Raw genomic sequence first — 20,801 nt, 5'->3', positions numbered from 1 at the left:
CTGCTCAACTCGACTGATCGCCTTTTGACTCAAGGTCTTGAGAAGATTCCGATTCACCAACAAGATCGGTACTCGAAATTTGGGTGATTCGTTCGAGATGGGTCCGTCGGTGCTCCATGTTCGCCTGTTGCATACCCGTAGTCAGCATTTCAGGGAGATATTCAGCAATTTCATCCGCCAAATGCTGTCGCACTGTCATGACTCGAATCGCTAGATCAGATCTCTCCTCCAGAAGCGCAGCAATGAAGGCTTCTCCATTCTGCAAGTCATGGCTCGTGGCAAATGCGTTGAACCAGTAGCCACACGGAGGGTCAAGTTCTCGGAGTTGGTGCATAACTACCCGCACAGCCTGATACGTCAAATAGCTAGTCAGCGTTTTGCCCGTATCTTTGGCTATCTGCTTGATGTCCATTACGTACAATGTGCCGCGAGTTGAGTACTTCCCTGACGGAAATACCTAAATTTGCTCCATTGAACCCGATACCCTAAAACCAATTGGTGTTCTTGGTTGCAGATTCTTCAGGCAACTAAAGCACCCAGGCATCGGGAGAAGCCGTAACCCCTCCCGAAAAATAGCCTTAGAGCTTGTCCATCGTCTCGAATTCGAACTTGATTTCCTTCCAAAGTTCGCAAGCTGCGGCCAATTCAGGAGACCATTTCGCGGCTTCACGAATGATGTCTCCGCCTTCGCGAGCCAAGTTGCGACCTTCGTTACGAGCTTGAACGCACGCTTCCAAAGCAACCCGGTTCGCGGTGGCGCCAGGTGCGTTACCCCAGGGGTGACCCAATGTACCACCACCAAACTGGAGTACGGAGTCATCACCAAAGATTTCCACCAGAGCGGGCATGTGCCAAACGTGGATACCGCCGGAAGCCACAGCCATAACGCCGCCCATGGAAGCCCAGTCTTGAGTGAAGTAAACACCGCGAGACTTGTCTTGCTCGATGTAATTTTCACGCAGCAAGTCGATAAAGCCGAGGGTACTTTCGCGATCGCCTTCTAGCTTACCTACAACGGTGCCGGTGTGAATGTGGTCACCACCCGACAGCCGCAAACACTTCGCCAATACGCGGAAGTGCATACCGTGGTTGCGTTGACGGTCGATAACTGCGTGCATTGCTCGGTGAATGTGCAGCAATACGCCATTGTCGCGGCACCAGTGAGCCAACGTCGTATTAGCAGTAAAGCCACCGGTGAGGAAGTCATGCATGACAATAGGCATGTCGAGCTCTTTAGCGTACTCGGCCCGCTTCAGCATTTCTTCGCAGGTAGCAGCTGTCACATTCAAGTAGTGACCTTTGATTTCACCTGTCTCTGCCTGAGACTTGTGAATCGCGTCAGCGACGAACAAGAAGCGATCGCGCCAGCGCTGGAAAGGCTGAGAGTTAATGTTCTCGTCATCCTTCGTGAAGTCCAAACCACCGCGCAGACACTCATAGACTGCACGACCATAGTTCTTCGCAGATAGGCCAAGCTTAGGCTTAATCGTACAGCCCAGTAGTGGACGACCGTATTTGTTGAGGCGATCGCGCTCAACGGTAATGCCGTGAGGTGGTCCTTGGAAGGTCTTTAGATAAGCAACGGGAATCCGTAAGTCTTCCAAACGCAGTGCGCGTAGTGCCTTAAAGCCAAATACGTTACCGACGATAGACGTCAGCATATTGGTGACGGAGCCTTCCTCAAACAAATCCAGAGGATAAGCGACGTAAGCAATGTACTGGTTATCCTCACCAGGAACAGGCTCAAGGTCGTAGCAGCGGCCCTTGTAGCGATCCAGATCGGTCAACAAGTCCGTCCATACCGTTGTCCAAGTACCAGTAGAGGATTCTGCGGCAACTGCGGCGGCACATTCCTCAGGAGGCACACCGGGCTGCGGTGTCATCCGGAACGCTGCCAAGATATCGGTATCCTTTGGAGTGTAGTCCGGAGTGTAATAGGTCAGTTTGTAATCTTTGACCCCGGCCTGATATCCAGATTTTGACTGAGTCGTCGTCTGCGAGTAAGACATATCTCCCTTCCTGTGAGGTTTCGTAACGACACCACATTATCCCCGTTGCGCTGCAACGCGGATAATCCATCGGCTGCTTGTGTCGAAGACTGTTATCTAGCCCCGAAGCAGGTGGCACTTCAATTAAGCATTCCAGCGACCCACAGACATCGTGTGCCTCAAACGGGTTCCAGAACTGGATTGTGGGTATCCTGCATTACCCTATGCCTTAAGAATACTATCAGCGATCCAATAAGTTTAGTTTTGGAAGTTCTGTTTAGAAACATAAATAAAAATTATGTAAAGACATCACACAGCTTTGCGTGATGTCTCACTATGTAAATCCACTGATTGATGAGGCGGTAAAAGCGGTAGAGAACCTATTTTTGTCTCCGAGATAATAATGGCAAGGGTTTTGGCGGGTTCTTGCTTTTCACACAAAGTCTTAAGCATAAGTGAGCTGGCAGAAGGCAGCATCCATCTTCAAAGCAGTGAGTTCGATGCGCCTAAGTCTTATAGATAGGGGAGGCGATTGTCTGCGTTGCTCGATCGCTAGACGTTATAGCCGTCACTACTTTTCCCTTGCTAAAGTTGGACTACTCTGCCAGAAGGCAAACCGACCTTAATTTTGAATTCTAAAATTTTGCATTTTGAATTCCGCGTAGCGGCACTAGTCTTGTTGTCGGGAGTTGATTGGCAGTCGGATAGTAAATGTGGTTCCCTTGCCCACCTTGCTGCTCACGTCAATGGTGCCACGCTGAAGCTCTACGAACTGCTTGACAATACTCAGACCCAGCCCTGTCCCCGGAATGTTGCTGACATTTCGCCCTCGATGAAACGGTTCAAAGAGATAACGCTTGTCTTCCCTAGGAATGCCCATCCCTTCGTCTTGAACTTGAATGATGATCTGCTGCTGGCGTTTTGCTAGCTTCAGCCGAATGGCATTGTGGGTGGGCGTATATCGAATTGCGTTAGACAATAAATTGCTGATGATGGAGCGCAGTAGTCGTTCGTCGCAGCTTACGATCATCTGGCGACTACGACAGAGGAGTTGAATCGGGGCAGAGGCCCTTTGATACTCTCGTTCCGTCAGCAGTACTTGGCAAAAATGAAGGAGGTCGAGCGATCTCGGGTTGATTTCCAAAACTTTAGCCTCGATTTTGCCGATGACTAAAATGTCGTCAATCATCTGAGCCATGCGTTCGACATTCTCTTTAATGGCAATCAGATAATCGACTTTCTCTTCGAGACTGAGCTTAGTATCGTAGCGATTCAGCGAGGTGACTGATAGAGCAATGTTGTTGAGGGGATTGCGGAATTCGTGGCAGACCATCGAAACAAAGCGCGATCGCATGTCATTCAACTTCTGCAACTGTTGGTTGGCCTCGCGAAGTTTTGCGGTGCGCTCTTGAACTTTTTGCTCTAGTTCTTCATTCGTTCGCTGCAAGACCTCCTCTGCCCATCGTCGCTTCGTGATGTCCTGAAACGTAACCACTGCGCCGATGAGATTGCCGTCTTCATCTCGCATTGGGGTGCTGATGTATTCAACTGGAAAGCTGCTGCCGTCTTTGCGCCAGAAGACTTCATTGGTGACCCGTCGGGTACTGCCATCCTGAAATGCTGCATAGATTGGACAATCTTCTCGACGGTAGAGACTGCCGTCAGCATGGGAATGGTGCAGCACTACGTGCATCGATTTGCCAATTAGTTCTTCAATCGGCCAGTCAATCATGGCGGCGGCGGCTGGATTCACAAATGTGACCTTGCCTTCTAAATCCAGCCCATAAACGCCTTCTCCCACAGCGTTCAGAATGAGTTGCTGCTGTCGGCGTAGCTGTTCCAGAGCTTGGGCTACAGGCTGCTGAGAAGACGGAACTAGCGCGTCGTCAGAACTTGACACCCAGTAAAAATGGGTCATGGCAAAACCGTAACTAATAGGTCGAATTTAAAGAAAGCTATCAGCAAAATGCCAACAAGAAGAACCGGATTCACGCCAGTATTCTTCTGAAAAATGTAATTTACGACACTCCATAACTGTCTCTTAAGGCTTACTAAAAATAAATATTGGCAGCAGTTATTCATCAGTTCGTGTTTTCATCGCGCAGCGAACGACTCAAAGTAAGCCAGTAGCAGCTTGTTGCAATGCAAATTGTTTTGATAATACAGCGTTTTGTTGAATAGTCTTAAGCCAGAGGAATAAAGGTTGCTTTGCTTTTTTCGAAAGTCAAATTAGCCTGCTCTGGAAGAGGGGTTTGAAAATTCATCATGAGGACAGTGCTTGTCATTGAGGATGAGACCCAAACTCGCAACGTTTTTTTGAAATGTTTGGAGTTTGAAGGATTCTATGCAAGAGGAGCTAGCAATGGTTTAGAAGGCATAGAACTTGCTAAGACATGTCGACCTGACTTAGTTGTCTGCGACATCATGATGCCAGATATGGATGGATATTCGGTACTTTCAATTTTGCGCCGTTGTCAGGAAACGATGTCTATTCCACTCATCTTTTTGACAGCAAAAATCACCATGGACGACCTTCGACGAGGGATGGAGTTGGGGGCTGATGACTATTTGACTAAGCCCTGTACGGTGGAACAGTTTTTGACTGCGATCGCGGCCCGTCTCAAGCGTCATGATGAACTGTTGGGGCGCTCAAGCCAAAGGTTACAGTCAACTTCAGGGAACCCTTCAGAAATTGTCAACACCGGAACAATATTTCCCGAACATTCAAAACTTTCAGCTGTTTTTGAGTTTATCGAAGCCCATTTTGACGAAGCAATCAATCTAAAAGATGTTGCTCAAGCAGCAGGCTATTCTCCTGCCTATTTGACTAATTTAGTTCAAGAACAAACCGGACAAAGTATTAAGCGTTGGATTATTGAGCGGCGCATGGTTGAGGCCAGAAAGTTACTGAAATCTACCCTTAAACCGATCAAACAAATTGCTGAGTTGTCGGGTTACGTCGATGCTGGTTACTTCACCCGACAATTTCGCCAACTCCACGGTGCATCACCTCAAATTTGGCGGCAGCAGTCCAAATCCCGATATGGGAATTAAGCTTTCGCAACATGATTTGAGCGTGAGTAATCGGTTGGTCTCTAAGGTTCTGTATCAAGATTGACCAGTTTTTGGCTGGGATTTTTTGAATGGTTAATTCCTAAAAAAAATCCTACTTTTTCCCAAAAATGATCCAATGACCTGAACAAAGAGGATTGATAAAGTTCTCATCAACACGACGGTTGACTCAATGGTTTTGAGGCTGTGTTGGAGTTTTATCAGTTTGTTTCAGGTGGATGAGAGCTATGGTTTTGACTTCGGCAGCAGAGATGTTCCAGAACCTAAAAAGTTCTGGTTACGAGTCTAGAAAACTGTCTAACTTCCAGCCCCTATGCAATGTTTGCGGGCAGCAGCATTCCAGTATGGTTCACTGGGAATTCATGCAGACGATGCCGCAAGATCCAGTAGAACTGGTTGATGACATGGTCAAGATGGGGCTTTACCAAGAGAATCAGCTCAAGGCAGCTGACTCTGTGAATGCCTATGAATTGCGAAAAGCACTGTTTCTGAAGCGTGTAGGCCGTAACAATCCAAAACGGGAAAAGCTGATCTTGGCCCTGTGTGAGCAGGCCGGTGGTTTGGATAATGCGTTTGCGGCTGCTTTTGGTCCCCAAGCGGGGCGCTTCTTTGGGGATGCTGTACGGAGCAGTCAGACAGGGCGTCGAGAATTTCTCCGCAATATGGCGGTTGGTGCCGCTCTGGTGACCCTGGCGGGTTGTGCTAGTGGTGGTAATGAACCTGCTGCCACGGAAGACATATCCGATGAACCTGTTTCGGCAGAGGGTCTGGAGAAGACAGAACTCCAAATTGGGTTTATTCCGATTACCTGCGCGACGCCCATCATTATGTCGGAGCCACTCGGGTTTTATGAGAAATACGGCTTTACGGCCAAAGTGGTGAAGATGCCGAGTTGGGGTGCGGTCAGAGATTCGGCGATCGCGGGCGAACTCGACGCTTATCACATGTTGGCCCCCATGCCGATTGCGATGACGCTTGGATTAGGGTCAGCGCCCTTCGGCGTTAAGCTTGCCAGCATTGAAAACATCAACGGTCAGGCGATTACCGTGGCCGAGCGGTACAAAGGCCAGATCAACGGTCCTGCCGATTTCAAAGGCTTCACAATGGGCGTGCCGTTCCCCTATTCGATGCATAATCTGCTGCTGCGCTACTACCTCGCAACGGGGGGCATTGACCCCGATGTCGATGTGCAGATTCGTCCTGTTCCCCCGCCCGACAGCATTGCTCAGCTTGTGGCTGGCGATATTGACGCCTATCTCATGCCTGATCCGTTCAATCAACGAGCGGTTTATGAAGGCGCTGGCTTTATTCACATGCTGACGAAGGATCTTTGGCCGGGGCATCCCTGCTGTGCTTTTGCGGCTAGCGACCAGTGGATCAACGAGAACCCCAATACCTTCCGAGCCCTCAACAAGTCCATTATTGAGGCCGCAGGTTACGCCAGCGATCCAGCTAACCGAGTTGAAATTGCCGAAGCTATCTCTGAGCGGGCGTTTTTGAATCAGCCTGTGGAGGTGGTTGAGGCCGTGCTGACAGGCAACTTTGAGGATGGCAACGGCAATACCCTGAGCATTCCCGATCGCATCGATTTCGATCCGTATCCCTGGCAGAGTTTCGCCAACTGGATTTCCTCTCAGCTCGTGCGATGGGACTTGCAGGGAGATGGCTTAGCGCCTAAAGCCATTCCTGAGGAGGGGTATGACACGGTTGGCAAAGACGTGTTCCTAACTGACTTGGCTCGTGAGTTGGCCGAAGAACTCGGTCAAGATCCGCCTGAAGAAATTTACCGCGTTGAAGAACTGATGTTCGATACGTTTGACCCGGCAGATCCGCAGGCGTATGTCCAACAGCAAATCGATGAATATGGCGTCTAGTCATATCGCGAGGAGGTTTCTACATGGCAGTGAGTAAATCGACAGGGACTCGGTTCTATGGTGGAGAGCGCGAATCCCTTTATTTCAACGAAAACGTTCGGGCCTTTTTGTTATTTGTGGGCTCTTTGGTTGCTTTTCTCCTGCTATGGGAGTTGGGGGCAAAAGCTGGCATCTTTGCCAAAGGGTTTCCCACAGCCTCTAAAACCATTGAGGAACTGTGGTGGTGGCTAACCCATCCGTTTTTCAACAATGGCCCCAATGATTTGGGCATCGGCTGGAATCTGTTGATTAGTTTGCGGCGGGTGGCGATCGGCTATACCTTGGCGTCCCTGATAGCTGTGCCACTGGGCATCTTGATTGGCATTTCTCCCATTGCCAAACGGGGTTTCAATCCTTATATCCAGCTTCTTAAGCCCATTTCTCCCTTGGCTTGGTTGCCTCTCGGTCTCTATGTGTTCAGGGATTCAGAAAAAACGGGCGTTTTTATCATCTTTATTTCCAGCATTTGGCCCACCTTGATTAACACTGCTTTTGGAGTGGCAAATGTAAATCGAGACTATCTTGACGTTGCTAAAACGCTGGGAGCGTCTCGCTTGAGGACCATTTTTAAGGTGATCATTCCGGCGGCACTGCCCAATATTGTCTCGGGATTGCGAATCAGTATGGGGATTGCGTGGCTGGTGATTGTGGCGGCAGAAATGCTGCTGGGAACTGGGTTGGGCTATTTCATCTGGAATGAGTGGAACAACCTTTATATCCCGAATATTTTGGTTGCTATCTTCATCATCGGTCTCGTTGGGCTGATTCTAGACAGCTTGTTTGCTGCGTTAGAAAAATTTGTCGCGTTTGGTCGCAAGTCGTGAGTGTTGCTCCTGTGAATCAAGGTATTCCGAAGGATACGTTTTCTCCCTCGGCTCAGCTATCGGTCCGCAACGTCACTAAGGTTTTCCACGGCAAGAAGGATGTCTTTAGCCGCCTCTCGGGTAAAGCGTCTACCGACTTTATTGCGATCGAGGACATTAGTTTGGATATCGAGCCGAACACCTTTGTCAGCATCATTGGTCCTTCTGGCTGTGGCAAATCGACGCTGCTGAACATGATTGCTGGGCTTGCTCCCACCACCGCTGGAGAGATCTTGCTCAATGATGTGCCCATCAAAGGGCCTGGACCCGATCGCGGCATGGTGTTTCAGAACTATGCGCTGATGCCGTGGATGACGGTTGAAGAGAATTTGCAGTTCGCGGTGCAAACGGTGCATCCCAGGCTGACTGCTAAGCATATTCAGCGCACCATTAAGGAGCACATTCAGCTGGTTGGGCTAACGGGAGCCGAAAAGAAGCATCCCCATGAGTTATCAGGCGGGATGCGGCAGCGGGTGGGCATTGCCAGAGCCTTGGCCATTGATCCCCAAATTCTGCTTATGGATGAGCCGTTTGGTGCCCTGGATGCCCTGACTCGTGGCTTTCTACAGGACGAAATTGAGCGCATTTGGGAGCAGCAGCGCAAGACCGTCATCATGATTACTCACAGCATTGAAGAGGCCCTGCTGCTGTCTGATCGCATCGTCATGATGACCCGTGGCCCTGCCGCCCACATTGACGAAATTCTGGAGGTGCCCTTCTCTCGTCCCCGCAACCGCGAGACCTTGGATCAGCATCCGGCCTATCACGACCTCAAGGCTGAGATGGAAAGTCATCTCTTTAGGGAGACCCGAGCCGTGGAAGCCGCCAGAATTAGCGGTCGCTAGGCAGCCGTTGTTTGAATTTCAGATTTTCTGCACGTTTTTGAAGTTTCAAGAGGATCATAATATGTCACTTCTAGCAATTACCGAAAAGCTTTTGGCGGCCAAGAAAGCGGCAGGTCTTACGTTTGCTGACTTGGAGGCCAAAGTGGGATGTGATGAAGTTTGGATTGCGTCCGTGTTCTACCGTCAGGCCAGTGCTTCCAAAGAAGAGGCGACCAAAATGATCGAGGCGATTGGTGGCGATCCTTCACTCATTGAACCGTTGACAGAATGCCCCATGAAGGGATCCCTGGACCCGGTTGTCCCAACCGATCCCTTAATCTACCGTTTCTACGAGATCATGCAGGTTTACGGTCTGCCTGTGAAAACGGTGGTTCACGAAAAATTTGGCGACGGCATCATGAGCGCTATCGATTTCACTATCGACGTTGAAAAGGAGGAGGACCCCAAAGGCGATCGCGTCAAGGTGATCATGTGTGGCAAGTTCCTGCCCTACAAAAAGTGGTAGCCCAAAACGCCTAAAACACCTTACTCATCACAACTGTTCGGTTAAGTAAGTGAATCAAGTATGGCTGCTGGCGGTCGGGCCGGTAGCCTTTTTTCTGGAGTAGGACTTATGACTGCATCGGTAAAGAAATTAGTGCCTCCTTTTACGCGAGAGAATGCGATCGCAAAAGTGCGTATGGCAGAAGACGCCTGGAACAGCCGCGACCCGGATCGGGTGTCAATGGCTTATACCGAAAATAGCTTCTGGCGCAACCGATCTGAGATTTTTCAGGGCCGGGACGCCATTCGCGCGTTTCTTCGCCGCAAGTGGGATAAAGAATTGGACTACCGCCTCATTAAAGAAATGTGGGCCTTTGGCGAAAATCGCATCTCTGTTCGATTCCAATACGAATGGCGCGACGATGCGGGGCAGTGGTATCGAGCTTATGGCAACGAGAATTGGGAATTCGACGGCAACGGTCTGATGCAGCGACGGGAAGCCAGCATCAACGATCGCCCCATTACTGAAAGCGATCGTCGCTTCTTTTGGCCCCACGATGCCCCCCGCCCCCAAGACCACCCAGGACTGATCGATTCACCCGAGTAGGATGCCGCGCATTGGCAAGGAGCGGTCCACATGCTCGAAGGCCGATTGACGCGAAAACAAATTGCGATACGCCGATAGGCCTTGGTGAATCCTGCTGGCAATGCCGATCATGGGAAACATCATGTCTTTAGCCTCCGCTACCCTTAGCATTCATCATCGCTCTGGAGACTCAGTTGAGTAAATGACCTAACTTTTTCTCTAATCAAAGTTTGCCAAGTCGTATCAAACAACCGACTCAGCCAGCCAGTGGAATTGACTATGTGATCGTGAATGGTGCGATCGCATGGGCAAAGAACGCCACTACGAGTACCCAGACTGGGCACGCATTAAAGCGTAAACCAATAGTTTGATCAATCTCTTTGATCAACATAACTTTCGGTAATTTCTAGCGCGATGGCCGATCCGGCACCCCGGTCTGCGCTAAGACCTGATCGTTCTGCTCAATCAGGTCAGCCCGTTGCAAATCTTGAGCACAAAGATTGATGCTGATTTAAGGTTAACGGCCTCAGTAAATCGATATGCCATTCGGCTGGCTGCTGACAAGCTTGCTGTAGCACCCACCGACCAATAGATGCGGTGGCATTTGGGTTTGGATAATGTGTTGCATTCCTTGCCCACTCCTGATACGGAAGGATCAAAAAGGATGAACACACTCTGCGCACTCAACTTCGCAAAGTTCGCCCTTAAATACATTTGTTTTTTAACCTCATCTTCATGTCTACTCGGTATATTCCAGGGGAGAACTGCGGAACATTGAATATCCGCTGAGAGGGAGGTTTTTAGATGATGTCGGCCAAACGATTTGCCCATTCTTTTTCACTGGTGGTCTTGCTGGGTGGTCTGGTGGCCTGCGGCTCGGCTACTGACACCGCTGATACGACCCCCACTGAAGGTGAGGAAGTGGCAACTGACACCGAATCTGGCTCTGAACTGGAAGGGACCATCACCGTCGATGGCTCCAGTACTGTGTTCCCAATTTCCGAAGCAATGGCTGAGGAATTCCAAATCGCCAACCCCGGTGTCCGCATCACTGTGGGCGCTTCCGGTACAGGCGGTGGCTTTGAGAAGTTTTGCAATGGGGAATCTCAGATTTCCAATGCTTCCCGTGGCGTTTCCGAAGAGGAACTCGCCGCCTGTGCCGAAGCAGGCATCGAAATGATTGAAGTGCCCGTTGCCACGGATGCCCTGACAGTCGTGGTAAACAACGACAACGACTGGGCAGCCTGTATGACCATTGACCAGCTCAGTACCATCTGGAGCCCAGAGTCTGAAGGGACTGTATCGAACTGGAATCAGGTTGATCCCAGTTTTCCTGATGCAGAATTGGTGCTCTATGGTCCGGGTACTGACTCCGGTACGTTCGACTACTTCACCGAGGTGGTCAATGGTGAAGAGGGGGCCAGCCGAGGCGATTACACCGCCAGTGAAGACGACAACGTGCTGGTGCAAGGGGTTGAGGGCGACGCCAATTCTACGGGCTACTTCGGCTATGCCTACTACTTCGAGAACCAAGACCGGATGAAGTCAGTCGAGATCGATGACGGCTCAGGCAACTGTGTTGCTCCTACCCAAGAAGCGGTGTTAGCCGGAGAATATACGCCCTTCTCACGACCGCTCTTCATCTATGTCAATGCGGCGGCGTACGAAGAAGATCCTGCTGTGCAGGCCTTCGTTGACTTCTACTTAGACCCGGCTAATGAGGATTTCGTAGCGGCCACCGGCTATGTGCCTCTGTCTGACGAAAAGTACGATGAGTCTCTGGCTGCGGTCAAGGGTGGCGAAATCAAGTCTGCCGAATAGGCTTGTTGACTGAGGCTTAGTGTGCAGGTGGGGTGATGCTTTCAAGCAAAGCCCCGCTTCACGATATGAGCCTTTTAGAAACGCTGAGCAGACTCGAATTTCTGATGCGGCGTACGGCTAAGCGATCGCGAGTTGCTTTGAGACTCGCCTGTCTGAGAGTATCTACCAAGCGCGTATCTGTCTGGGTAATTGAGCCTTCAGCCCCATTGCACGATACTGCCTGACTTTTCTATGAGCCCATTGCAAAAACTGTTGCTATGACTGAAAGCGTCTATAAAGATTCAGCGTCTGAGGGCGCTAACCGAAGTAGCCTTTGGCAACCCAATCGCTCGGCGAGTAAACTTTCGCAAAAAGCGATCGTCATTCTGTTTGGGGCGTTTGCGATGGTATCGGTGTTCACCACCTTTGGTATCATTTTCACGCTGCTGTTCGAGACTATCGAGTTTTTTCGCGAAGTTTCTCCCATTGAGTTTTTTACCGCAACTCGCTGGACGGCTCTATTTGCCAACCCTGAGTTTGGCGTCATGGTGTTAATGTGCGGCACCTTTTTGACCTCTGTCATTGGGTTGTTAATTGCTATTCCACTCGGGCTACTCTCAGCCATTTGCTTAAGCGAGTATGCGCCCAGATCGCTCAGAAAGATCCTGAAACCAGCGCTAGAACTGCTAGCGGGTGTCCCAACAGTGGTGTTTGGCTATTTTGCGTTGCTGTTGGTAACGCCATTTCTGCGGTCATTCATCCCAGATATGTCTATTTTTAATGCGCTCAGTGCCGGCATTGTGTTGGGGTTTGCCATTCTGCCGACGATCGCCTCTTTGAGCGAAGACGCCATTTTTGCAGTGCCGAGTAGTCTGCGACAGGGTTCCTACGCATTGGGGTCGACTAAGCGCGAGACGATTACGGGCGTCGTTTTACCCGCTGCCCTGTCAGGCATTGTGGCCTCCATCATTTTGGGGGTGGCGCGGGCCGTGGGCGAGACGATGATTGTCACGCTGGCAGCCGGACAAAGTCCCACTCTGACCCTAGACCCGCGGGTCTCTGTTCAGACCATGACGTCTTTCATTGTGCAAGTGACGAAAGGGGACGCCCCCTATGGCACTATCGAGTTCAAAACGCTCTTTGCCGTGGGCATGACGCTGTTTGTAATCACTTTGATTTTGAATATCTTTAGTTTTTGGTTTGTGCGCAAGTATCAGGAGAAGTACGAATGAAGTCTGAAGTTCAAACCTTGCCGCCATCAAGTGACGAACAGTTCAAAACTCAGCTGGGTAAGCGCTACAACATCGACAGAATTTTCCAGGCGATTAGTTGGGTCGCAACTTTCTCTGGAATTCTTGTTCTAGCCATTTTGATTATTGGGATACTCTCTCAGGGGCTGCCCACGCTCAGCTTTGATTTTTTGACATCTCCGCCGTCTCGGCAACCTGAGCGAGCCGGAGTTTGGCCAGCATTTCTAGGCTCGATTTTTCTGGTCCTCATTACTGGGGCAGTCTCTTTTCCCATCGGGGTTGGCTCAGGCATCTTTTTGCAAGAGTTTGCCCGCGAAAACAAATTGGCTAAAGTCATCGAGGTCAACATCAGCAACCTGGCGGCAGTACCCTCCATTATCTATGGTTTGTTAGGGCTGTTTGTATTTGCCCGCTTGCTGAGTGCTATCACGGGTGGACGCAGCGTTTTGTCTGGCGGACTCACTTTGGCGCTACTCATTTTGCCAGTGATTATTGTTGCCACCCGTGAGTCTCTAAAGGCTGTGCCTGACAGCATCCGACAAGCGGGTATGGCACTCGGGGCCACTGAGTGGCAGACCGTGCGGAATCATGTGTTACCCCAGGCCATTCCTGGCATTATGACCGGTACGATTTTGGCGCTGTCTCGGGCGATTGGTGAGACCGCACCGATTATTGCGGTTGGTGCGGCGGCGTTTGTCCCCTTTGCCCCTGAGTTCTCGATTGAGGGGCTGCAGGAACCCGCGTTTACAGCAATGCCGATTCAAATCTTTAACTGGGTGAGTCGCCCCCAAGAAGAATTCCACACGATCGCGGCCTCGGCCATTATCATTCTGATGATGGTGCTGCTAGCGATGAACGCGACGGCGATTTTCGTGCGCAACCGTTTTCAGAATTCTCGCTAGTTTTTCTTCAGTCTCAGCTCAACCCTACAGCATCGGTCTATGCAACCTGAAACATCTGCTTCAACAGCAAATACTAAAACTGACTCTGTCTTTACGGTCGAGGATACGAGCTACTACTATGGCTCGTTTAAGGCGGTGCGCGGTGTCACTCTAGATATTGCTAGTCACGAGATTACGGCCTTGATTGGGCCGTCGGGTTGCGGAAAGAGCACCGTTTTACGCTGCTTTAATCGTCTCAATGATTTAATTCCAGGGGCGCACATCGAAGGTCGCATTGCTTACCGAGGGGTAGACATTTACGGCAAGGGGGTAGACCCGACAGAACTCCGCCGCCGCATTGGCATGGTGTTCCAAAAGCCCAATCCTTTTCCTAAGCCGATTTATGACAACGTTGCCTATGGGGCCCGCATTAACGGCTATCAAGGCGATATGGATGAGCTAGTCGAAAAGTCACTGCGACGAGCGGCCCTTTGGGAAGAGGTCAAGGATAAGCTGAAAGACAGTGGGCTTTCCCTCTCGGGGGGACAACAGCAGCGTCTTTGCATTGCCCGTGCGATCGCGATCGCGCCTGAGGTGATTTTGATGGATGAACCCTGCTCAGCCCTAGACCCGATCTCTACCCTGAAGATTGAGGAGCTAATGCATCAGCTGAAAGAGAACTACACCATCATCATCGTGACCCACAACATGCAGCAGGCGACGCGAGTATCGGATAAAACCGCCTTTTTTAACGCTGAACAGACGGATTCTGCTGGCAAAGTTGGCTACTTGGTAGAATACGACACAACCGAAAACATCTTCAATCATCCTCAAAGTCACGCTACTCGGGATTATGTATCGGGACGCTTCGGTTAGTTTGAGCGTGGCATCGCTCCGTCTGTACAATCTAATTCCACTTATCACCAACTGCGTCGTGAGAGCTTGGATATCGTGAAAACTAGATAAAGACGAGATCGCTCCTGCCACCACTGCCTAAACGTTCGGCCAACGACGTCCCAGATATATTCCACTCACTGCCCCCTCGATGTTACTCACGTTGAGGGGGCTTTATTGAAGCTTGGTGCTGAACTCCGTTTGAGCGTCGATCATCTCCAGGAAGCTCTGGGTTGGGCCTTAAGAGCCCTGAAAGGGCTATATATAGAGCCCATTCGAGATCTTTTGAGTGATGCGAGAACCTATAGAAGCCAGCTAAACAACTCTGCAACAGTCAAATTGAAATCTTTCGCAAATTCGGGGACTGGCAACCGCGTTTCTGGTTCGTCGTAGATGGCAATGGGCTGATCCGGCAGATAGATCAACACTGTTCGTTCAGCAGGGTCAATGAGCCATCCCATTTGAGTGCCGTATTTAAGGCAGTGCAAGATATTTTTGGTAACCCTAGTTTGACTCTGATCGGGTGAGAGGATTTCAAGGGTCCAGTCAGGAGCAAGATTAAACACATTAGCAATACTGCCGTTCTCTTTGCGTGGAATTCGATGCCAGAGAAAGACTGCAATATCTGGGACTGTTGAGCGTTCGCCAAATGTACAGCGAAGTTCAGTAAACGCCCGTGCCGTTTGACTGGGCCGTACGACTTGATTGATCGCAGGGGCCAGTTCGGTTTGGATGGCGCTGTGCTCTCCTTGTGGCATCGGTTTTTGAAAAATGCGCCCATCAATATATTCGCTAGCAGGCTCTGTTTCGGGCAATTGCAAAAAGGCTTCCAGCGTGAGGGGGGTGGCAGGGGTTTGAACCATCTTCAAGGCCCTCAGAAAGAACGTTTGCGATCGCTGTGGCGGGTTTCCAATCCAAAATCGCAAATCTACACTCTAAAATCAAGCAACGGTTCCCGTTTGAAACACGCGCCCGATGACTTCCTCGATAGGGGGATCGGTGACGGTTAAGTCTTGGACTTTCAGGTCTGCCAGGATGCGGGACACCGTTGTCGTTAGCTCCGATCGCTGCACGATGAGGCTGGCAGAACAGCCGTCTAGGCTTTCGATATCTCCGTAGAGGGATAGCTTACTGGCATCAGCGTGGCTTGACAGTTCCACTTTGACCTCTCGATAGGGCGCGAACCGATTTAGCAGTCCGTCCAAGCTGCCGTCATAGATCAGCGATCCTTGGTAAATCAGCAGCACGCGATCGCAAAGCGCTGTGATGTCCGCCATGTAGTGGCTGGTGAGCAAAATTGTGGCCTGATAGCGATGGTTGTATTCGCGCAAAAATTCCCGCACCGCGACTTGGGCATTAACGTCTAGTCCCAGAGTGGGCTCGTCTAAAAAAAGGACCTTGGGACGGTGAATTAGGGCGGCCAGCATTTCTGCTTTCATGCGTTCACCCAATGACAGTTTGCGGACGGGTTGGGTCAACTTATCGGTGATATCGAGCATCGAAGCTAGCTCAGAAACGCGATCGCGAAAGGTGCGATCGTCTAACCCATAAATGGCTCCGTTAATTCGTAAGGAATCTAGCGCGGGCAGATCCCACAGCAGCTGCTGCTTTTGCCCCATCACTAGCGTAATTTGCCTCAAGAAGGTGGGCGATCGCTTGAAAGGGGTTTGCCCAGCGACGCCCACTTGCCCACTCGATGGATGAATAAGACCCGTGAGCATTTTCAAAGTCGTGGTCTTGCCTGCTCCATTCGGCCCTAAAAAGCCGACCACTTCTCCCGGTTCAATCTGAAAGGAGATATCACGCACGGCTTCAACATTGCGATAAGTGCGTTTAAAGAAGTGGCGCAGTGTGCCTTTTAGTCCCGGTTCTTTAATTGCCACGGGATAAATTTTTTTGAGTGCGTGAACGTCAATAATGGGCATGTTGAAGAAGAAAGCCTCTTACTCCAAAAATAAATCTGTTCAAGGTGGTATCTATGCAACAGCATAGACCGTATACCCTTTTCTATGATGTTGGATGGTGCGGTCAGGGAGCCATAATGTAATGTCTCAGGAACTTGCAGATACGGAAAGAGATGCGATTCGTCAAGTAATTACTGCTCAAATTGAAGCCTTTCAGTGTGATGACGGTATTCAGGCCTTTCTTTATGCAGCACCGGCTATTCGACAGCAATTTAAAAGCGTTGGCAATTTTATGCGGATGGTCCGCAGTTCATACCCCGCAGTTTATCGTCCCAGAGGGGTGATATTTGGTGAGCTAACTGAGATGCAGGGATTTCCGGCTCAATCCGTTTTTCTGATGGCGCAAGAGGGCGAGATCGTCAAGGCTATCTACTTAATGCAGCAACAACCCTCCAAGGACTGGCGTATTGCCGGATGCTTTTTAGTGCCCGTCGAGGAAATTTAGGGTATTAAATCGATGAGGGAAAGGCAAATTTTTTGTCTGATCGAAAGACTGAGTTACTGCTTCAAAATCGCAGGCTATTTTTAGCATCCAACATTCATGCGATAACCGTTATTAGATTTTTTCAAGGAATAATTAAACTACGTTTTTACTTTTCGTTGGGGCACCAAACAAGGCACCAACCAATACAGACTCGCCTTTCAACCTCCACCATACAGCCGCGCCAAATCAGACTTCATAGGTTCAGGTAACCGTCGCAGAACCCTGCGCGACGCGCGATCAATGGGCGCTAGCGTTACTGTGCCGATCACACAAGACTCACGAGTGGTCTGCTCTTGAATGTCGTATTGCCAAACGATGCGCACGCTCTTTTGTGGAACAGCCCAAGCCTTCACGATCGCATCTACACCCATCACCAATGAACGCCGATAGCGCACAGACAGATCCACCACAGGCAAATCGACACCTGCCTCGATCCAATCGGCAAAGTTGACGCCCTGAGATTGCAGACAGGCGACCCGCGCTTCCTCCATCCAGTTAATATATGTGCCGTGCCATACGATTCCGGCATAGTCCGTGTGATGGGGGTAGACATGAATCGGATATTCAAAAGCAGATTCGGGAGCGATCGCAGGTTCACTCATGGATAGACACACATCGACAGATCTCGACTACATTAACAGGCTCTCTGCCTCCCTCAGCAGCAGTTGACTTACTACGAATTATGAAACCGTGAAAACCTGTGTGAAATCCGGTGTCTATTATTGAAATAAAGCGTAAAACCTCGTCATATAAGGCTTTCCTTTAAAGCTTTATTGACAGGGACGACCTGTGTTGGATGCTTGCCGATAGGCATACCTTGTCTCAATCCTCAGCGTCTAAACAGCTCGTTTGCATTGGTCCTATGGACTTATTCAACTCATCTTTAAGCCAGTTGACTGAATACGGTGCAAAAGTGAGCCGTGTTGTCTCCAGACCCAGATCATTCAGATTTACTGCGTCTTTTGAGCCAGGCAGCTGCAACTTTTAATTAACGAGGTCACTATGATCGAAAAAATTCTTCTTGCGGATTCTGGTACAGGTAATACCAGAGCCATGATGAAGGTTTTGATGGATATTCCTTTAATTCAACGCGCTTCGATTACCGTGCTACATGTTGTGCCTTCTCAGATTTCTGCAGAAGAGATGACAGCCAAGTGGGAAGAAGGGGGGCGAACTTTAGCAGAAGCTATCAGCTCCCTCTCGCTGGATCCCGCGAATGTTACGGCGATGCTGAGAGAGGGAGATCCTAAAGACGTTGTCATCAACGTTGCCAATGAAATTGATGCTGATCTTGTCATTATGGGTTCAAGAGGGCTACAGGGACTGAAAGCCATCTTGGAAAATTCTGTGAGTCAATATGTCTTTCAGCTGTCTTCGCGACCGATGCTGCTGGTAAAAGATGATCTGTACAGCATCCGGCCTATCAAGCGAGTCATGGTTGCTATGGATAAATCAGACTCAGCTCAAGAGGGATTGAAGGTTGCCATCAATCTGCTGCGGGACATCAAAGATAGTGAACTCCTGTTAGTTCACACTATCGCCAATTTGAAAAAGAGTCCTTTCGATGAAACGGCACCTGATCCCAATCAAGACCCTATCTTGACTGAGGCAGCAGCAAAGGCTAAACAGTACGGCATCAAGACTATTCTCTCGGCTCCTGAAGGCAAACCTGGCCGACGCATTTGTCAGCTAGCGGAAGACAAAAACGTCGATTTGATGATTTTGGGCTCTCCTGATCGCCGTCCGTCGATCGCCAAAGGGATGCCCGACTTAGATCGACTCCTGGGAGAATCCCTATCGGATTATGTGCGTGTCTACACGCCCTGTCCCGTCCTGCTGACGCGCATGGCGGTGAATTAGGCACTCGCGATTGATCGGTGAAATCGCTTTACTGCTGCGATTCCTGCTCGGTAACCCCTTCCCCTGCGATCGCCTGTTCTAGGGCCTCTGGATTAAGTGTTTGAATTAGACTCAGAGGCTCTAGAGGGGCGCGTTCCACCTGTTCCTCAATAAACCAAGCTGTCAGACCACTGTCATAGCGTGTATCCTGACGCAGATGCCGCTGAAAAAACATCAGGCTCAAAATTTCTAGATAGTCTTGGGCAATTTCGGGGCTATCTCCCCACATCGATACGGGTACTGGAATTGACGGCATGGTGCCATTGCCAAGCTTGATGACGGAGAAGTGAGTTGTGCCCTGAGCTACCGCCAGATAGCGATATTCGGTTTGTAACCAGGTAAAGGGTTCGATTTGTTCGGGTAGCGCGGGCGCAACCGTGTCTGCCGTAGCTGCGACAATCATGACCGGAACATCAACATCGCCAAAACCTGATGGTCCAAAAATCTGACTGCCAATAGGATTAACCGTCAAGATTGCCTGAACGCGATCGTCCTTGAGCGCTGAGGGATCGGCAGCTTCAAAGTCTGCTTCACATTGGAGCAGCAGCGATAGATTAAAGTAAATCTCCCGGGGTCCGCAGGCTGCTTGAAGTGTTTCAGTATTGTAAGTCGCGCCTGCCAGTGCCAGTGCGGTATAGCCGCCAAACGATTGCCCAATTAGGCCAACGTTGCGTGTGTCGACACGCCATCGCAGCTCCCGGTCATTTAGGATGTAGTCCTCTATTTCATCCAGCAGTGCAGAAACATCTTCTGGACGATTGAGAAATTCACGCTCATCAACAATGTTGTCTGAAAGCCCTGCAAAGAGACGAGAAACTTGCTCGCCATCGCTGCCAGGATGATCCAGGGTGGCCACCGCAAATCCCCGTTCAGCTAAGAATTCTGCCAAGTAGAGATAACTCCGTCCTTCATCGCCTAAACCGTGAGAAATAACGATGACCGGGATTTCGTTGGGCAACTGCAAGGCTCTTGATTTCGGTTCAGGCAGGTAAAGGGCTGCATCCACATCGCGAAATGGAAGCCTTAAAGTAATCCTGGAGGCCTCATAGGCGGGAATCTCGTAGACCAGTTGACGTACGGCTTGCAGCCTCCCTTGCGGTTGCTGTGCAGCCTCGGCGGACAGGGTTTCTATAAAGGCGATCGCTCGTTCTGATGCTCTTAAGGTTTCGGCCACGGTAGCAGCAATGTCTAGTCCAGCGCCGACGTCAATCCGAATGGCGGGAGTCGGATATTGCTTCAAAAAGTTGAGCAGGGTCAGGCCTTCGTCATCCGCCGCTGCCAAGATCAGTCCACTGCGAATGGCAACAATTCCGGGTTGACGCGAGGGGGTCTGCACGATGTCTTTGATAGATCGCAGCAGCCGTGTCCCTTGAGTCGTGTAGAGAAATCGGGCCACATCAACTTCATCAAAATCAGCTTTCTGGACCAAAATTTCTCGAATGGATTCTAAGTCTGTGTCACTGAGGCCAAAGCTATTCGCGTACTTAGAGAGCTGTTCACTCAACTCTTCCCCTTGGGCAAAAGCTTCGAGGTCTGCAATGTCGACTGTGCGTTCGAAGAAGCCGTAGGTAATGATAATTTGCTCGGCACTGCGAGAGGATGGCGCTGTTGCTGATAGACCCAACAGTGCGAGCGCGATCGCAGTGCCTACCTGACCGAACCGCCAACGCCTCAACATCTGCGACACAACTCTTAGGTTAATCATAGAGGTTTTGATAGACCGGTCGGTCTTTCAGTCTTAGAACTGCTGTTTCGCGACCAGCTTAAGTCCGCTTAAGTTTTGTTCAACCGGTTGGCCATAACTAGTGAAATATTACGTAAGCCCTACTTGTTCTGAACTGCACTTTCATGCCAATAATTTGTCCCAAAGAAGTATGCT

General features: G+C 50.2%; 21 protein-coding genes. 13 read left to right on the top strand and 8 right to left on the bottom strand.

Annotated elements, in window-relative coordinates; genetic code table 11:
• Positions 1-4: 4 nt before the first annotated feature.
• From rcbX to PN498_RS21265, 3 genes are all read right to left on the bottom strand, one after another.
• Positions 5-412: a RuBisCO chaperone RbcX gene (gene rcbX, locus PN498_RS21275; protein WP_272065420.1), complete on the bottom strand. Its 408-nt coding sequence runs from the start codon at positions 410-412 to the stop codon at positions 5-7.
• Positions 413-578: 166 nt separating this feature from the next.
• Complete coding sequence (locus PN498_RS21270; protein ID WP_272065419.1) at positions 579-2,009, bottom strand: form I ribulose bisphosphate carboxylase large subunit; 1,431 nt, start codon at positions 2,007-2,009, stop codon at positions 579-581.
• Between the two features lie 649 nt (positions 2,010-2,658).
• Positions 2,659-3,906 (bottom strand): PAS domain-containing sensor histidine kinase, encoded by a 1,248-nt coding sequence (locus PN498_RS21265; RefSeq protein WP_272065418.1) that lies wholly within the window; start codon positions 3,904-3,906, stop codon positions 2,659-2,661.
• A 347-nt stretch (positions 3,907-4,253) separates the two neighbouring features.
• Between PN498_RS21265 and PN498_RS21260 the strand changes: the two genes are divergently transcribed.
• The 6 genes from PN498_RS21260 (at position 4,254) to PN498_RS21235 (ending at position 9,771) form a co-directional block, all read left to right on the top strand.
• Positions 4,254-5,042: a response regulator transcription factor gene (locus tag PN498_RS21260; RefSeq protein ID WP_272065417.1), complete on the top strand. Its 789-nt coding sequence runs from the start codon at positions 4,254-4,256 to the stop codon at positions 5,040-5,042.
• Positions 5,043-5,404: 362 nt separating this feature from the next.
• Complete coding sequence (locus tag PN498_RS21255; protein ID WP_272065416.1) at positions 5,405-6,934, top strand: ABC transporter substrate-binding protein; 1,530 nt, start codon at positions 5,405-5,407, stop codon at positions 6,932-6,934.
• 23 nt (positions 6,935-6,957) lie between these two features.
• Positions 6,958-7,797 (top strand): nitrate ABC transporter permease, encoded by an 840-nt coding sequence (gene ntrB / locus PN498_RS21250; protein WP_272065415.1) that lies wholly within the window; start codon positions 6,958-6,960, stop codon positions 7,795-7,797.
• Positions 7,794-8,681, top strand: coding sequence for an ABC transporter ATP-binding protein (locus PN498_RS21245; RefSeq protein ID WP_272065414.1), 888 nt, complete (start codon positions 7,794-7,796; stop codon positions 8,679-8,681). The genes ntrB and PN498_RS21245 overlap by 4 nt, the downstream gene beginning before the upstream one ends.
• 61 nt (positions 8,682-8,742) lie before the next feature.
• The gene (gene cynS, locus PN498_RS21240; protein ID WP_272065413.1) at positions 8,743-9,186 is read left to right on the top strand and encodes a cyanase; all 444 of its coding nucleotides are present in this window, start codon (positions 8,743-8,745) and stop codon (positions 9,184-9,186) included.
• A gap of 108 nt (positions 9,187-9,294) precedes the next feature.
• Complete coding sequence (locus PN498_RS21235; protein ID WP_272065412.1) at positions 9,295-9,771, top strand: nuclear transport factor 2 family protein; 477 nt, start codon at positions 9,295-9,297, stop codon at positions 9,769-9,771.
• Here PN498_RS21235 and PN498_RS21230 read toward each other — a convergent pair.
• Positions 9,760-9,894: a hypothetical protein gene (locus tag PN498_RS21230; RefSeq protein ID WP_272065411.1), complete on the bottom strand. Its 135-nt coding sequence runs from the start codon at positions 9,892-9,894 to the stop codon at positions 9,760-9,762. The two genes, PN498_RS21235 and PN498_RS21230, sit on opposite strands and share 12 nt — an antisense overlap.
• A 660-nt stretch (positions 9,895-10,554) precedes the next feature.
• Between PN498_RS21230 and PN498_RS21225 the strand changes: the two genes are divergently transcribed.
• From PN498_RS21225 to pstB, 5 genes are read left to right on the top strand one after another with little or no spacing between them, the layout of a single operon-like run.
• Positions 10,555-11,571 (top strand): PstS family phosphate ABC transporter substrate-binding protein, encoded by a 1,017-nt coding sequence (locus PN498_RS21225; protein WP_272065410.1) that lies wholly within the window; start codon positions 10,555-10,557, stop codon positions 11,569-11,571.
• Positions 11,572-11,606: 35 nt separating this feature from the next.
• Positions 11,607-11,795, top strand: a complete 189-nt coding sequence (locus PN498_RS21220; RefSeq protein ID WP_272065409.1) for a hypothetical protein — start codon at positions 11,607-11,609, stop codon at positions 11,793-11,795.
• Between the two features lie 33 nt (positions 11,796-11,828).
• Positions 11,829-12,782 (top strand): phosphate ABC transporter permease subunit PstC, encoded by a 954-nt coding sequence (gene pstC / locus PN498_RS21215; protein ID WP_272065408.1) that lies wholly within the window; start codon positions 11,829-11,831, stop codon positions 12,780-12,782.
• Entirely contained in the window at positions 12,779-13,702 is a 924-nt protein-coding gene (gene pstA / locus PN498_RS21210; protein WP_272065407.1) for a phosphate ABC transporter permease PstA, read from the top strand. The genes pstC and pstA overlap by 4 nt, the downstream gene beginning before the upstream one ends.
• Positions 13,703-13,741: 39 nt before the next feature.
• The gene (gene pstB / locus PN498_RS21205) at positions 13,742-14,557 is read left to right on the top strand and encodes a phosphate ABC transporter ATP-binding protein PstB (RefSeq protein ID WP_272065406.1); all 816 of its coding nucleotides are present in this window, start codon (positions 13,742-13,744) and stop codon (positions 14,555-14,557) included.
• A 320-nt stretch (positions 14,558-14,877) separates the two neighbouring features.
• Here pstB and PN498_RS21200 read toward each other — a convergent pair whose 3' ends face one another.
• Together PN498_RS21200 and PN498_RS21195 are read right to left on the bottom strand one after the other, a co-directional pair.
• Positions 14,878-15,438 (bottom strand): Uma2 family endonuclease, encoded by a 561-nt coding sequence (locus PN498_RS21200; protein ID WP_272065405.1) that lies wholly within the window; start codon positions 15,436-15,438, stop codon positions 14,878-14,880.
• A gap of 78 nt (positions 15,439-15,516) precedes the next feature.
• Complete coding sequence (locus PN498_RS21195) at positions 15,517-16,500, bottom strand: ABC transporter ATP-binding protein (protein ID WP_272065404.1); 984 nt, start codon at positions 16,498-16,500, stop codon at positions 15,517-15,519.
• A gap of 121 nt (positions 16,501-16,621) precedes the next feature.
• On the opposite strand from PN498_RS21195, the gene PN498_RS21190 reads away from it, so the two are divergent.
• Positions 16,622-16,984: a DUF4864 domain-containing protein gene (locus PN498_RS21190; protein WP_272065403.1), complete on the top strand. Its 363-nt coding sequence runs from the start codon at positions 16,622-16,624 to the stop codon at positions 16,982-16,984.
• 197 nt (positions 16,985-17,181) lie between these two features.
• On the opposite strand, the gene PN498_RS21185 is transcribed toward PN498_RS21190, so the two are convergent.
• Positions 17,182-17,625 (bottom strand): acyl-CoA thioesterase, encoded by a 444-nt coding sequence (locus tag PN498_RS21185; protein ID WP_272065402.1) that lies wholly within the window; start codon positions 17,623-17,625, stop codon positions 17,182-17,184.
• A gap of 400 nt (positions 17,626-18,025) precedes the next feature.
• Between PN498_RS21185 and PN498_RS21180 the strand changes: the two genes are divergently transcribed.
• Positions 18,026-18,883, top strand: a complete 858-nt coding sequence (locus PN498_RS21180) for a universal stress protein (protein WP_272065401.1) — start codon at positions 18,026-18,028, stop codon at positions 18,881-18,883.
• 28 nt (positions 18,884-18,911) lie between these two features.
• On the opposite strand, the gene PN498_RS21175 is transcribed toward PN498_RS21180, so the two are convergent.
• A complete protein-coding gene (locus PN498_RS21175) occupies positions 18,912-20,627 on the bottom strand; it encodes an alpha/beta hydrolase (RefSeq protein WP_272065400.1) in 1,716 nt (571 codons plus the stop codon).
• Positions 20,628-20,801: the final 174 nt, after the last annotated feature.

It is taken from the genome of Oscillatoria sp. CS-180 (genome assembly GCF_028330965.1).
Lineage (GTDB): Bacteria > Cyanobacteriota > Cyanobacteriia > Phormidesmidales > Phormidesmidaceae > Halomicronema.
This window is presented reverse-complemented; position numbering and strand designations above follow the sequence as displayed.

Excerpts from the sequence above, each read along its gene's own strand:
- rcbX (WP_272065420.1), bottom strand. The coding sequence starts at position 412 with ATGGACATCAAGCAGATAGCCAAAGATACGGGCAAAACGCTGACTAGC.
- PN498_RS21175 (WP_272065400.1), bottom strand. The coding sequence starts at position 20,627 with ATGATTAACCTAAGAGTTGTGTCGCAGATGTTGAGGCGTTGGCGGTTC.
- PN498_RS21220 (WP_272065409.1), top strand. The coding sequence starts at position 11,607 with ATGCTTTCAAGCAAAGCCCCGCTTCACGATATGAGCCTTTTAGAAACG.
- PN498_RS21195 (WP_272065404.1), bottom strand. The coding sequence starts at position 16,500 with ATGCCCATTATTGACGTTCACGCACTCAAAAAAATTTATCCCGTGGCA.
- PN498_RS21230 (WP_272065411.1), bottom strand. The coding sequence starts at position 9,894 with ATGATGTTTCCCATGATCGGCATTGCCAGCAGGATTCACCAAGGCCTA.
- PN498_RS21190 (WP_272065403.1), top strand. The coding sequence starts at position 16,622 with ATGTCTCAGGAACTTGCAGATACGGAAAGAGATGCGATTCGTCAAGTA.
- ntrB (WP_272065415.1), top strand. The coding sequence starts at position 6,958 with ATGGCAGTGAGTAAATCGACAGGGACTCGGTTCTATGGTGGAGAGCGC.
- cynS (WP_272065413.1), top strand. The coding sequence starts at position 8,743 with ATGTCACTTCTAGCAATTACCGAAAAGCTTTTGGCGGCCAAGAAAGCG.
- pstB (WP_272065406.1), top strand. The coding sequence starts at position 13,742 with ATGCAACCTGAAACATCTGCTTCAACAGCAAATACTAAAACTGACTCT.
- PN498_RS21225 (WP_272065410.1), top strand. The coding sequence starts at position 10,555 with ATGATGTCGGCCAAACGATTTGCCCATTCTTTTTCACTGGTGGTCTTG.
- PN498_RS21270 (WP_272065419.1), bottom strand. The coding sequence starts at position 2,009 with ATGTCTTACTCGCAGACGACGACTCAGTCAAAATCTGGATATCAGGCC.
- PN498_RS21200 (WP_272065405.1), bottom strand. The coding sequence starts at position 15,438 with ATGGTTCAAACCCCTGCCACCCCCCTCACGCTGGAAGCCTTTTTGCAA.
- PN498_RS21255 (WP_272065416.1), top strand. The coding sequence starts at position 5,405 with ATGGTTCACTGGGAATTCATGCAGACGATGCCGCAAGATCCAGTAGAA.
- PN498_RS21185 (WP_272065402.1), bottom strand. The coding sequence starts at position 17,625 with ATGAGTGAACCTGCGATCGCTCCCGAATCTGCTTTTGAATATCCGATT.
- pstA (WP_272065407.1), top strand. The coding sequence starts at position 12,779 with ATGAAGTCTGAAGTTCAAACCTTGCCGCCATCAAGTGACGAACAGTTC.
- PN498_RS21235 (WP_272065412.1), top strand. The coding sequence starts at position 9,295 with ATGACTGCATCGGTAAAGAAATTAGTGCCTCCTTTTACGCGAGAGAAT.
- PN498_RS21180 (WP_272065401.1), top strand. The coding sequence starts at position 18,026 with ATGATCGAAAAAATTCTTCTTGCGGATTCTGGTACAGGTAATACCAGA.
- PN498_RS21260 (WP_272065417.1), top strand. The coding sequence starts at position 4,254 with ATGAGGACAGTGCTTGTCATTGAGGATGAGACCCAAACTCGCAACGTT.
- PN498_RS21265 (WP_272065418.1), bottom strand. The coding sequence starts at position 3,906 with ATGACCCATTTTTACTGGGTGTCAAGTTCTGACGACGCGCTAGTTCCG.
- pstC (WP_272065408.1), top strand. The coding sequence starts at position 11,829 with ATGACTGAAAGCGTCTATAAAGATTCAGCGTCTGAGGGCGCTAACCGA.